We start from the raw sequence: 12,777 nt of genomic DNA on the forward strand, positions 1-12,777 counted from the left end.
CACGCGCAGCCCGCAGGGGTTTTAAACCGGCAGGCGCGCCGTCTCTTACAATAGCGCCGAGTGTCAACCGCAGGCAAGCGCAGTTTGCCGCGACGGCTGGTCCCCATGACACGCGCGCCTCGCATGCTAATCGAGAGCGCGCGCCACGGATGTTACAAGTTGTTAGCGCCGTGCCGGGCGTTCTCCGGCGCGCCTCGACAGAGCGAGAGAGACACATGGAAGTTGCCCAGATCAATGAAGTGCTGCGTGGCATCGTCGACCCCGATACGGGGCTCGATCTGATCGCCGGAAAGTATGTGAAGCAAGTCGCGGCGGAGCACGGCCACGTCGGCATCCAGATCGAATACGGCTATCCCGCGAAGAGCCAGTTCGACGCCATGCGCGCGCGCGTTACCGAGGCCGTCGGCAAGCTGCCCGGCGTCGAGCGCGTGGCCGTCGAAATCAGCCAGAAGATCGTCTCGCACGCGGTGCAGCGCGGCGTGAAGCTGCTACCCAACGTAAAGAACGTTGTCGCGGTGGCCTCCGGCAAGGGCGGCGTGGGCAAGAGCACCACGGCCGTGAACCTGGCGCTCGCGCTCGCGGCCGAAGGCGCCAACGTCGGCATTCTCGATGCCGACATCTACGGCCCGTCGCTGCCCACGCTGCTGGGCATTCACGGCAAACCGGAATCGAGGGACGGCAAGACGCTCGAGCCGATGATCGGGCACGGCCTGCAGGCAAGCTCCATCGGTTTTCTGATCGAGCCGGACAACCCGATGGTGTGGCGCGGCCCGATGGTCACGCAGGCGCTCGAACAGCTCCTCAACCAGACGAACTGGAAGGACCTCGACTACCTCATCGTCGACATGCCGCCGGGCACGGGAGACATTCAGCTCACGCTCGCGCAGAAGGTGCCGGTCACCGGCGCGGTCATCGTGACCACGCCGCAGGACCTGGCGCTGCTCGACGCGCGCAAGGGGCTCAAGATGTTCGAGAAGGTCGGCGTGCCGATCCTGGGCCTCATCGAGAACATGAGCGTGCATATCTGCTCGAACTGCGGTCACGAGGAGCCGATCTTCGGTGTGGGCGGCGGCGAGCGCATGAGCCATGACTTCGACGTGGATCTGCTCGGCAAGCTGCCGCTCGAGATGAGCATTCGCGTGCACGCCGACGCCGGCATGCCGAGCGTGGTCGGCGACCCCGACGGCCGGGTGGCGGCGCGTTACAAGGCCATCGCGCGCAAGGTCGCGGTGAAGATCGCGGCCAGGCAGAAGGACATGACGAGCAAGTTCCCGTCGATCGTCGTCCAGAACACGTAACGGGCGGGGGCCGTCCGGGCCTGGAGCGCGCGAGGGGCGGCATGGGAAGCCCCGCGGGGCACGGGAGGACCGAAAACCTCACCGCAGCGCAACAATCGCGTAAAATACGCCCACTTTTTCACGTACCACGCCCATTCAGGCCCACACATGAGCATCAAGTCCGACAAATGGATCCGGCGTATGGCCGAAGAGCACGGCATGATCGAGCCCTTCGAGCCGTCGCAGATCCGGTATTCCCAGGACGGGCAGAAGATCGTCAGCTACGGCACGTCGAGTTACGGCTACGATATCCGTTGTGCGGCTGAATTCAAGATCTTCACGAACATCAATTCGACGATCGTCGATCCGAAGAACTTCGACGAGAAGTCGTTCGTCGATTTCTCGGGCGACGTGTGCATCATTCCGCCGAACTCGTTCGCACTGGCGCGCACAGTGGAGTATTTCCGCATTCCCCGCAACGTGCTCACGGTGTGCCTGGGCAAATCGACGTATGCGCGCTGCGGCATCATCGTGAACGTGACGCCGTTCGAACCCGAATGGGAGGGCTACGTGACGCTGGAGTTCTCCAACACGACGCCGCTGCCGGCGAAGATCTACGCCAACGAAGGCGTGGCGCAGGTGCTGTTCTTCGAATCCGACGAAGTCTGCGAAACTTCGTACAAGGATCGCGGCGGCAAGTATCAGGGACAGCGCGGTGTCACGCTGCCGAAAACCTAGCCCGTTACGCTCGATCGGGCTTGACTCGCCGCCGGTGAGCATCCTCTCCATTGCAATGCCCAAGAGCCACGGCCATGTCGGACCGTGGCTCGTTCTTTTGTCGAAGGAACGCCAATGAAATTCCGTTTCCCGATCGTCATCATCGACGAGGACTTCCGCTCTGAAAATATCTCCGGATCCGGAATTCGTTCCCTGGCGGAGGCTATCGAAGCCGAAGGCATGGAAGTCAACGGCCTCACGAGCTATGGCGACCTGACCTCGTTCGCGCAGCAGGCGAGCCGCGCGTCGAGTTTCATCCTGTCCATCGACGACGACGAGTTCGGCACCTTCTCGAGCGAGGCGGGCGGCGAAGGCGAGGGCGAACTGGCGCTGGCGATCATCAACCTGCGGGCGTTCGTGCAGGAAGTGCGTCGCCGCAATCCTGACATTCCGATTTTCCTGTACGGCGAGACGCGCACGTCGCGCCACATCCCGAACGACATCCTGCGCGAGTTGCATGGCTTCATTCACATGTTCGAGGACACGCCGGAGTTCGTGGCGCGCCACATCATCCGTGAAGCCAAGTCGTATCTCGACTCGCTGCCGCCGCCGTTCTTCCGCTCGCTTACGCATTATGCTGCCGATGGCTCGTACTCGTGGCACTGCCCCGGCCACTCGGGCGGCGTGGCGTTCCTGAAGAGCCCGGTGGGCCAGATGTTCCACCAGTTCTTCGGCGAGAACATGCTGCGCGCGGATGTCTGCAACGCGGTCGAAGAACTCGGCCAACTGCTCGATCACAACGGCCCGGTGGGCGCCTCGGAGCGCAATGCGGCGCGCATCTTCAACGCCGATCACCTGTTTTTCGTGACCAACGGCACGTCGACCTCGAACAAGATCGTGTGGCACGCGACGGTCGCGCCGGGCGACATCGTCGTGGTCGATCGCAACTGCCACAAGTCGATCCTGCACGCGATCACGATGACCGGCGCCGTGCCGGTGTTTCTCACGCCCACGCGCAACCACCTGGGCATCATCGGCCCGATTCCGAAGTCGCAGTTCGAGCCGGAAGTCATTCGCGCGAAGATCGAGGCGAACCCGTTCGCGCGCGAAGTGCTCGAGCGCGATCCGAACGCCAAGCCGCGTATTCTGACGATCACGCAAAGCACTTACGACGGCGTGATCTACAACGTCGAGATGATCAAGGAACTGCTCGGCAACAACATCGACACGCTGCATTTCGACGAGGCGTGGCTGCCGCATGCGGCGTTCCACGAGTTCTATCGCGACATGCACGCCATCGGCGAGGGACGTCCGCGTTCGTCCGAAGCGACCATCTATGCCACGCACTCGACGCACAAGCTGCTCGCGGGCATCTCCCAGGCCTCGCAGATCGTCGTGCAGGACTCGGAAGCGCGCACGTTCGACACGTATCGCTTCAACGAGGCGTATCTCATGCATACGTCCACTTCGCCGCAGTACGCCATCATCGCGTCGTGCGACGTGGCCGCCGCGATGATGGAGCCGCCGGGGGGCACCGCGCTCGTGGAGGAGTCGATCGTCGAGGCGCTCGATTTTCGCCGCGCCATGCGCAAGGTGGCCTCGGAGTACGGCGATTCGTGGTGGTTCTCGGTGTGGGGGCCGGAGAATCTCGGCGACGAGGGCACGATTCAGCGCGAGGACTGGGTGCTGCGCGCCAACGATCGCTGGCACGGCTTCGGCGATCTGGCCGACGGTTTCAACATGCTCGACCCGATCAAGGCGACGATCATCACGCCGGGGCTGGACGTGGACGGCGAGTTCGGCGAGAGCGGCATTCCCGCGGCCATCGTCACCAAGTACCTGGCCGAGCACGGCATCATCGTCGAGAAGACAGGCCTGTACTCGTTCTTCATCATGTTTACCATCGGCATCACCAAGGGGCGCTGGAACTCGATGGTGACCGAGCTGCAACAGTTCAAGGACGACTACGATCACAACCGGCCGCTGTGGCGCGTGCTGCCCGAGTTCGTGGCGCAGTTCCCGCGCTACGAGCGCATCGGCCTGCGCGACCTGTGCGACCAGATCCATAGCGTGTACAAGGCGAACGACGTGGCGCGCGTGACGACCGAGATGTACCTCTCGGACATGCAGCCGGCAATGAAGCCGACCGACGCGTTCTCGAAGCTGGCGCACCGCCAGATCGATCGCGTGCCCATCGACGAGCTCGAAGGTCGCGTGACGAGCGTGCTGCTCACGCCGTACCCGCCGGGCATTCCGCTGCTGATCCCGGGCGAACGCTTCAACGCCGCGATCATCGAGTACCTGCGCTTCGCTCGCGACTTCAACGAGCGCTTCCCGGGCTTCCATACCGACATTCACGGACTGGTGGTCGAGGAAGTGGACGGTCGTCCGGAGTACTTCGTGGACTGCGTGCGTCAGTAGCGCCCGGCGCCGGTGCGCCGGCGTGGGAGAGCGCAGGAGAGCGCAGGAGGGCGCAGGAGGGTGTGTTGCCGCCGCGGCCCGTGACACCCCACGGCCCCGTGTGAAAGCACGGGGCCGTTTTGCTTTGCGCTGGCGCCATACGCCGTTTCCCGCGATGCTGCTTTCTCAATCCGGCGGCGCTCGAAGGCGGCGTGTCGGGGGGGAATCGGCAAAAACGCGAATTGGCTGTGAAATGTCGCGAAATTCATGACAATCGCGTGCAAGCGTCGGCCGGACATTCCGCGAGTGTCGCGTTTGTGGTTTGACTCCAGTTTGACGGTTTTGGGCGTTTTCCTAAAAGATTGAGCGGATCGCGTTGCTACACTCGACGCATTTTTTCGCGCAGGAGGGGTCATGAACGTCACCCGGGAACTGGTCTTCACCACCTACGGCACGCTGGTGTGCGCGACTTTGGTGTTGTTGCTCGGGCGCAAGCTGGTCGAGTGGATCAGGCCGCTGCGCACGTACAGCATTCCGGAGCCGGTGGCCGCCGGCCTGCTCGTGGCGCTCGGCACGCTCGCGCTTCGCCAGTTCGGGCAGGTCGAACTGCGTTTCGACACCTCGTTGCAAGCGCCGCTCATGCTGGCGTTCTTCGCGACCATCGGCCTGTCGGCCAATCTCGCCAGCCTGCGCGCCGGCGGCAAGCGGCTGGCGCTGTTTCTCGCGATCGTGGCGGGCATGCTCGTCACGCAGAACGCCATCGGCGTGGGACTGGCGATGGCCATGGGGCTGGCGCCGGGCGTCGGCCTGCTGGGCGGCTCGATCACGCTGGCGGGCGGCCACGGTACGGGCGCTGCGTGGGGCGAGACGCTCACCACGCGCTACGGCGTGCAATCGGCGCTCGAGATCGCCATGGCCTGCGCCACGTTCGGCCTGGTGTTCGGCGGTCTGCTGGGCGGGCCGGTGGCGCGTTACCTGGTCGGGCGTCTGGGCGGCAAGGTGCCGGGCGTGGACGCTGCGAGGGACGCCGCGCCGGAAGGGTTCGAGCAGCCGCATACGGTGCGCCTGATCACGGCGCAGGCGCTCATCGAGACGGTCGCCATGATCGCGATCTGTCTGCTCGGCGGCGAATGGATCGCGCAGCGGCTCTCGGGGACGGCGTTCGAACTCCCCACCTTCGTGTGTGTGCTGTTCGTGGGCGTGATGGTGCGCAACCTGCTGGCGCTCGTCGGCTACGAGGTGTTCGAGCGTTCGCTGTCGGTGCTCGGCAACGTGAGTCTGTCGCTGTTCCTCGCAATGGCGCTCATGGCGCTGCGGCTGTGGGATCTGTCGACGCTGGCCGTGCCAATGGTCGTGATCCTCGTGGTGCAGGCCGCAACCATGGCCGCGTATGCCATCTTCGTCACGTTCCGGCTCATGGGCCGCAATTACGATGCCGCGGTGCTCGCGGCCGGCCATTGCGGCTTCGGCCTTGGCGCGACGCCGACTGCCATCGCGAACATGCAGGCCGTGACCGAGCGCTTCGGGCCATCGCATCTGGCGTTTCTCATCGTGCCGATGGTGGGCGCGTTCTTCATCGACATCCTCAACGCGCTGATCATCAAGGGTTTCCTGTGGTTGCCAATCTTCTGACGCGTGTTCCGGCGTGCATGGTCGCGCAGGGCGCTTCGTCATGAAAAACACCCCGAAGGTTGGATTCACGTCCAACTTTCGGGGTGCAATTCGCGACAGGGCGACTCGTTGCTGACGCCGGAAGCGGTGGCGGCTTACTTGGCGAGCTTGGCGCGGGCGGCGGCGATGGCGCGTTGCACCTGTGCGGGCGCCGTGCCGCCGATGTGGTTGCGACTGGCCACCGAGCCTTCGAGCGTGAGGTAGTCGAAGACGTCTTCGCCCACGAGCGGCGAGAACTTCTGCAATTCGGCGAGCGACAGATCGGCCAGATCGATCTCGCGATCCGAACAGATCTTCACGGCGTGGGCCACGATTTCGTGCGCGTCGCGGAACGGCAAACCCTTCTTCACCAGATAGTCGGCCAGGTCGGTCGCGGTCGAGAAGCCTTGCAGCGCCGCATTGCGCATGTTGCCCTCGCGCACCTTGATGCCCGGCACCATGTCCGCGAAGATGCGCAGCGTGTCGATCACGGTGTCGACCGTGTCGAACAGCGGTTCCTTGTCTTCCTGGTTGTCCTTGTTGTATGCGAGCGGCTGGCCCTTCATCAGCGTGAGCAGGGCGATCAGGTGACCGTTGACCCGGCCGGTCTTGCCGCGCGCCAGCTCCGGCACGTCCGGGTTCTTCTTCTGCGGCATGATCGAGCTGCCCGTGCAGAAACGGTCGGCCAGATCGATGAAGCCAACGCGCGGGCTCATCCACAGCACCAGCTCTTCCGAGAAGCGCGAGACGTGCGTCATCACGAGCGCGGCGGCAGCGGTGAATTCGATGGCGAAGTCACGATCCGAGACCGCGTCGAGCGAGTTCGTGCAGACCTCTTCGAAGCCGAGCGTGGCGGCCACGCGCTCCCGGTCGATCGGGTAGCTCGTGCCGGCGAGTGCGGCGGCGCCCAGCGGCAGGCGGTTCACGCGGCGGCGCACGTCGAGCATGCGCTCGGCGTCGCGGCTGAACATCTCGAAGTAAGCCATGAGGTGGTGGCCGAACGTTACCGGCTGCGCGACTTGCAGGTGGGTGAAACCCGGCAGGATCGTGGCGCTGTGCTGCTCGGCCAGATCCAGCAGCGCGCGGCGCAGATCGCCGAGATGCGCGCCGATGCGATCGATTTCGCTGCGCAGCCACAGGCGGATGTCGGTCGCCACCTGGTCGTTGCGCGAGCGGCCCGTGTGCAGGCGCTTGCCGGCGTCGCCGATGAGCGCCGTCAGGCGCGCCTCGATGTTCAGGTGAACGTCCTCGAGATCGAGTTGCCACTCGAACTCGCCGCGCTCGATCTCGCCGCGGATCTGCGCCATGCCGCGCTGGATGTCGGCCAGGTCCTCGGCGCTGATGATGCCTTGCGCGGCCAGCATGTCGGCATGGGCGAGCGAGCCCTCGATGTCGAACAGCGCAAGTCGCTTGTCGAAGAACACCGACGCGGTGTAGCGCTTGACGAGTTCGGAAACGGGTTCGGAAAAGCGGGCCGACCAGGCTTCGCCTTTCTTGTGGAGTTGGGAGGTCATTGTCGTAGCGTGGCTAATCGAGGCCCATCGAGGCTGAATGAAGCGGACCGTGGCGAAGCACGGCAAACCGCGATTATACAGCCCCCGGGGGCTTTACCCGGCGGCGCGCGGCGCCCGGGAGGCACGCCGTTCAGCGTGCCAGCGAGAGCGTCCAGATGCGCGGCGGCGCCGACAGGCAGAGGCCCGAGGTGGCTTCGTCGAACGCGGCGCGTTGCAGCGCCTCGAGCTTCGCGGCCTTCGCGATGCGCTCGCGCGCCTGATGGATGCGCGCCATGCGCGACGGATCGTCGGGCAGCGCGCACAGGCGGCCCAGATCGCGCATGAGCGACGTGCTCAGGCGGTCGAGCGCCGGGCGCAGACGCGTGGACAGATCGACCGGCTCTCCCGGCGCCCGGCCCTCGCGCGCCCAGCGGGCCAGCAGCGCCGTCTGCACGAGCTTGCCGGCTTCGATCTGCATGCGGAAGAAGGTGCGCGCCTGCGCCGGCGTCAGGCCGAACTGCGCGGCGCGCTCGGCCGCGCTGTCGAGCAGCGCCTGCTCACGCGGCGTGTCCTGCACCGGTTTGCCCGACGAGAACTTGTTGCGCGCCACGGCTTCGCTGATCGCGAGCCGCTCCAGAATGCCGTGCATGAGCGGATCGAGCACGGGATCGATGATCCGGGGCGGCTTGGCCGCGGCGCCCGGCGCCGTGGCGAGCGTCTGCGACACGAGCTGCGCGGCCAGACCGCGCACGCCATGCGGGGCCGCGCCCATCGGCGCAGTACCCACCGGTGCGTGGGCGAGGCTCAGCCCCGGTTCGTGGACGTCCGAAGCGTCGGCCCGCGCCCCCGCGCTGACCGAGACGAACACCGCTGCCGCCGCGAGCGCGGCAATGCGCCGCGCCGTCCGGCCCGGCCGGACATGTGAACGAGAGTTGGAATCGGAATGCATGATGGATGGGCCCCCCGGCAGCCATCGTGTCGAATTCGACGAAATATACCGCCCTATCGGTCGACTGTCGTTGGGGAGATTCCCAAGAGGCCGGACGTCGCGAACGAAGCCGGCATGGCCTCGACATGACTTCGGCATGACGCCGACAGGGCGCCCGGCGCGCCGGCACTGCGCCGAAGCGCCGGGTTCCCGACGGGCCGCCCGCCCGCCGGGGACCGCGGGCGGTCAGCCGGTATTGCGCAGGCCGGCGGCAATGCCGTTGATGGACAGATGTATGCCGCGCCGTGCGCGTTCGTCCGACTCGCCCGCCCGGTGACGGCGCAGCAGCTCGACCTGCAAGTGGTTGAGCGGATCGAGGTACGGGAAGCGGTTCTTGATCGAGCGCGCGAGCAGCGGGTTGTCGGCCAGCCGCTCCTCGTGTCCGGTGATCAGCGCGAGCGCCCGCGAGGTGCTTTGCCATTCGGCGACGATGCGATCGAACACGCGCTTGCGCAGTTTCTCGTCGGGCACGAGCTCTGCGTAGCGCGAGGCCACGGCCAGATCGGTCTTGGCGAGCACCATGTCCATGTTCGAGAGCAGATTCGCGAAGAACGGCCAGCGCTTGACCATCTGGCGCAGCGTGTCGAGACGCTTGTCGCGCCCGGCCTCGCCGCCGCCATCCAGATACGCGTGTACGGCGCTGCCGAAGCCGTACCAGCCCGTGAGCAGCAGGCGGCACTGGCCCCAGGAGAAACCCCACGGAATCGCACGCAGGTCTTCGATGCGGCGGTTCTTCGGATCGGAGAACTTGCGCGACGCGGGGCGTGAGCCGATGTTGAGCTCGGCGATCTCCGCAATCGGCGTGGCCGAGAAGAAGTAGTCGGTGAACCCCGGCGTCTCGTAGACCAGGTCGCGATAGGCCGCGAAGGCCGTGTCGGAGAGCGTCTGCATGACGGCCTCGAACGCGGCCAGGCGCGCCGGCTGGTTGCGGCTCGGCAGCAGCGTGGCCTCGAGCGTGGCCGCGACGATCGTCTCCAGATTGCGCCGCCCGATCTCCGGATTGGCGAACTTGCTGGCGATGATCTCGCCCTGCTCGGTAAGGCGGATCTGCCCGTTGACCGTGCCCGGCGGCTGCGACAGGATGGCCTGATAGGTCGGGCCGCCGCCTCGACCGACGGTGCCGCCGCGGCCGTGGAACAGACGCAGACGGATGCCTTTCTCCTCGAACAGGCGCACCAGCGCCAGCTCGGCCTTGTACAGTTCCCAGTTCGACGTGAGGAAGCCGCCGTCCTTGTTGCTGTCGGAGTAGCCGAGCATGACTTCCTGCTCGCCGCCTTGCTGCACCACGACCTCCGACATGCCCGGGATGTCGAAGAACTCGCGCATGATGACCGGCGCGTGGCGCAAGTCGGCGATCGTCTCGAACAGGGGAATGACCATGGCGCCGACCTTCGGCTCCGCGGCCGGGGCACCCGTGCCGCCGAGCGCGCCCTGGAACAGGCCCGTCTCCTTTTGCAGCAGCATCACTTCCACCAGATCGCTCACCGTCTCCGTGTGCGAAATGATGTAGTTGCGCACCGCGCGCGCGCCGAACCGGGCGCGGATGTCGCGGGCGGCGGCGAACACGGCGAGCTCGTCGCGCGTGCGCTGCGAGTACTCGAGATACGGCGAGAAGAGCGGGCGCGGGTCGCGCAGCTCGCGCAGCAACAACGCGAGCTTTTCCTGCTCGTCGAGCTTCGCGTAGTTCGCTTCGACGCCCGCCTTGGCGAGCAGCTCGGCGATCACTGCCTCGTGAACGTCCGAGCTCTGACGCAGGTCGATGCTCGCCAGATGGAAGCCGAAGACTTCGGCGGCGCGAACGAGCGGGCCGAGCCGTTGCGTGATGAGCGCGCCGCCGTGATGCGCCACGAGCGACGCGACGATGGTGTTCAGATCGGAGATGAATTCGCTGGCGTCGAGATAGGGTCGCGCCTGACCGACGGCGCCGCGGTGCGGCACGTGGCCGACCCATTCGCGCGCGGTGGCCGCCAGGCGGGCGTACACGCCGATGAGCGCACGTCGATACGGCTCGTCGGTGCGGTGCGGCGAATCGTCGGGCGAGCGGCGCGCGAGCGTGAGCAGCGCATCGCTCGCGCCGGCCAGCAACTGCGAGACGGAAAGTTCCGCGCCGAGCAGGTGCACCTGCTCCAGGTAGTGCGCGAAGATTTCCGTGGCCTGGCGGGTGATCGCCAGTTGCAGCGTCTGCGCGGTGACGTTCGGATTGCCGTCGCGATCGCCGCCGATCCAGCTGCCCATCTGCAGGAAGCGGCCGAGCCCTTCGGCGCGCACGTCCGGCACGGCGTCGTGCAGCTCGGCACTGACGTCCGCATAGAGCGCGGGAATTTCGGACAGGAACGTGCTGCGGTAGTACGACAGCGCGTTCTCGATTTCGTCGGCGACGGTCAGACGCGAGCTGCGCAGCATGCGCGTCTGCCACAGCGTGGTCACGCACGCGAGGATCGACTCGGTATTGCGCTCGCGCTCGCGCTCGGTGAGCGCATCGTCGCGATGCGCGAGCAAGCGGGCGATTTCGCGCTCGGCGTCGAGAATGCTCTTGCGCTGCACTTCGGTCGGGTGCGCGGTGAGCACCGGCACGATGAGCGCGCTGGCGAAGAAGGCCTGCAGCGTGGCGGGATCGGCGCGACCGGCGTCCTTGAGGCTTTGCAGCGCGGCGCTCAGACTGCCCGGCTGCGCACGGCTGCCGGCGAGCGCATGCACGCGGCGGCGGCGATTGTGATGGCGGTCCTCGGCAATGTTGGCCAGATGCGAGAAGTAGCTGAACGCGCGCACCACCTGAATGGCCTGCTCGTTGGTGAGGCCATTGAGGAGCGTGTCGAGCGCCTTTGCCGCGCTGCGGTCGCCCTCGCGGTGAAAGCGCACGGCGTTCTGGCGGATGGTCTCGACGAGGTCGAACGCGTCGCTGCCCTGCTGCTCGCGCAGCACGTCGCCGAGCAGGCGGCCGAGGAAGCGGATGTCCTCACGCAGCGGGGCGTCCTTGTCTTCGCGCGAGCGGCGCGATTTTGAAGGGATCTGCGCAGGCGTGGCGGCGGAGACGGCGGGCGTGCCGGACAGCCCCGCCGTGCGGGATGCGCGTGAAGTGCGCGGGCTCGGCGATGCTGGCGAGGCTGCACCGGAAGTGGAGGGGGCCGCGGCTGCTGCCTTCGCGGGGGGAGTGTTGCCGACCGACGTGGCCAGGCCCTCTTGCGGGGCTTTTGCCTTTGCGCTGCTCTTCATGACGCTCCTCTCGAGACCGGCCGTTACGGCCCGTCAGGCGTGTTACCATTTTTTCTTTTGGTCTTCACGCGGTTGCTGAATGAACTTCGCTGCTCCTGAAACCCTGGTGATCGCGTCGCGCGAGAGCCGCCTCGCCATGTGGCAGGCCGAACACGTGCGTGACGCGCTGCACAAATTATATCCGCAGTGCCGCGTGAGTATTCTCGGCATGACCACGCGCGGCGATCAGATTCTCGATCGCTCGCTCGCGAAGGTCGGCGGCAAGGGGTTGTTCGTCAAGGAGCTGGAGCTCGCGCTGGCCGATGGCCGGGCCGATCTGGCCGTGCACTCGCTCAAGGACGTGCCGATGCAGTTGCCCGACGGCTTCACGCTCGCTGCCGTGCTCGAGCGCGAGGATCCGCGCGACGCATTCGTGAGCAACGACTACGACAGCCTCGAGGCCTTGCCCGCCGGCGCGGTGGTCGGCACCTCGAGCCTGCGCCGCGAGGTCTCGCTGCGCACGACGTACCCGCATCTGAAGGTCATGCCGCTGCGCGGCAATCTCGATACGCGCCTGGGCAAGCTGGACCGCGGCGACTACGCCGCGATCATTCTGGCCGCGGCCGGGCTCAAGCGCCTGGGGTTGGCCTCGCGCATTCGCGCCACGCTCGCGCCCGAGGCGAGCCTGCCCGCCGCCGGTCAGGGCGCGCTCGGCATCGAGGTGCGCGCGGGCCGTCCCGAAATCCTGCAATGGCTCGCACCGCTCCATGACGCCCGCACCACGCTTGCGGTGAGCGCCGAGCGCGCGGTCTCGCGTGCCCTGGGCGGCTCCTGCCAGGTGCCGCTGGCCGCCTTCGCGCAGTTCACGCCGCAAGGCGAGCTCTCGCTGCGGGCGTTCATCGCGTCGACGGACGGCGCCACGGTGCTGCGCTCGCAAGGCGCCGCCAAGGTAGCCGATGGCGACGTGGCCGGAGCCGAGGCGCTGGGACAGCGCGTCGCGCAGGAACTCATCGATGCGGGGGGACTGGCGCTGGTGCCGCCGCCCGACGCCAAGGATTGA

8 protein-coding genes are annotated in these 12,777 nt (G+C 66.5%); 5 read left to right on the plus strand and 3 right to left on the minus strand.

The window, feature by feature from the left end; translation table 11 throughout:
- Window positions 1-149: 149 nt before the first annotated feature.
- The 4 genes from apbC to gltS all read left to right on the plus strand — a co-directional run bounded on the left by apbC (window position 150) and on the right by gltS (window position 6,026).
- The gene (gene apbC, locus CDN36_RS17400; RefSeq protein ID WP_287497420.1) at window positions 150-1,298 is read left to right on the plus strand and encodes an iron-sulfur cluster carrier protein ApbC; all 1,149 of its coding nucleotides are present in this window, start codon (window positions 150-152) and stop codon (window positions 1,296-1,298) included.
- 147 nt (window positions 1,299-1,445) lie between these two features.
- Entirely contained in the window at window positions 1,446-2,015 is a 570-nt protein-coding gene (gene dcd, locus CDN36_RS17405) for a dCTP deaminase (RefSeq protein ID WP_039409253.1), read from the plus strand.
- Between the two features lie 114 nt (window positions 2,016-2,129).
- Window positions 2,130-4,415 carry an arginine/lysine/ornithine decarboxylase gene (locus CDN36_RS17410; RefSeq protein WP_150556304.1) on the plus strand — a complete coding sequence of 762 codons (2,286 nt, stop codon included), beginning with the start codon at window positions 2,130-2,132 and terminating at the stop codon, window positions 4,413-4,415.
- 393 nt (window positions 4,416-4,808) lie between these two features.
- Entirely contained in the window at window positions 4,809-6,026 is a 1,218-nt protein-coding gene (gltS, locus tag CDN36_RS17415) for a sodium/glutamate symporter (RefSeq protein WP_150556303.1), read from the plus strand.
- A gap of 134 nt (window positions 6,027-6,160) precedes the next feature.
- Here gltS and argH read toward each other — a convergent pair whose 3' ends face one another.
- From argH to ppc, 3 genes are all read right to left on the minus strand, one after another.
- Window positions 6,161-7,558 (minus strand): argininosuccinate lyase, encoded by a 1,398-nt coding sequence (gene argH / locus CDN36_RS17420; RefSeq protein WP_287497421.1) that lies wholly within the window; start codon window positions 7,556-7,558, stop codon window positions 6,161-6,163.
- Window positions 7,559-7,688: 130 nt separating this feature from the next.
- Window positions 7,689-8,486 (minus strand): gamma subclass chorismate mutase AroQ, encoded by a 798-nt coding sequence (aroQ, locus tag CDN36_RS17425; protein WP_287497422.1) that lies wholly within the window; start codon window positions 8,484-8,486, stop codon window positions 7,689-7,691.
- 225 nt (window positions 8,487-8,711) lie between these two features.
- The gene (gene ppc, locus CDN36_RS17430) at window positions 8,712-11,738 is read right to left on the minus strand and encodes a phosphoenolpyruvate carboxylase (RefSeq protein WP_287497423.1); all 3,027 of its coding nucleotides are present in this window, start codon (window positions 11,736-11,738) and stop codon (window positions 8,712-8,714) included.
- 79 nt (window positions 11,739-11,817) lie between these two features.
- On the opposite strand from ppc, the gene hemC reads away from it, so the two are divergent.
- Window positions 11,818-12,777 carry a hydroxymethylbilane synthase gene (hemC, locus tag CDN36_RS17435; RefSeq protein WP_150556299.1) on the plus strand — a complete coding sequence of 320 codons (960 nt, stop codon included), beginning with the start codon at window positions 11,818-11,820 and terminating at the stop codon, window positions 12,775-12,777.

Source organism: Pandoraea sp. CB10b_02, assembly GCF_002216225.1.
Classification (GTDB): Bacteria; Pseudomonadota; Gammaproteobacteria; order Burkholderiales; family Burkholderiaceae; genus Pandoraea; species Pandoraea nosoerga.

Coding starts and splice junctions, on each gene's coding strand:
- hemC (WP_150556299.1), top strand. CDS start 11,818: ATGAACTTCGCTGCTCCTGAAACCCTGGTGATCGCGTCGCGCGAGAGC.
- aroQ (WP_287497422.1), bottom strand. CDS start 8,486: ATGCATTCCGATTCCAACTCTCGTTCACATGTCCGGCCGGGCCGGACG.
- gltS (WP_150556303.1), top strand. CDS start 4,809: ATGAACGTCACCCGGGAACTGGTCTTCACCACCTACGGCACGCTGGTG.
- CDN36_RS17410 (WP_150556304.1), top strand. CDS start 2,130: ATGAAATTCCGTTTCCCGATCGTCATCATCGACGAGGACTTCCGCTCT.
- argH (WP_287497421.1), bottom strand. CDS start 7,558: ATGACCTCCCAACTCCACAAGAAAGGCGAAGCCTGGTCGGCCCGCTTT.
- apbC (WP_287497420.1), top strand. CDS start 150: ATGTTACAAGTTGTTAGCGCCGTGCCGGGCGTTCTCCGGCGCGCCTCG.
- ppc (WP_287497423.1), bottom strand. CDS start 11,738: ATGAAGAGCAGCGCAAAGGCAAAAGCCCCGCAAGAGGGCCTGGCCACG.
- dcd (WP_039409253.1), top strand. CDS start 1,446: ATGAGCATCAAGTCCGACAAATGGATCCGGCGTATGGCCGAAGAGCAC.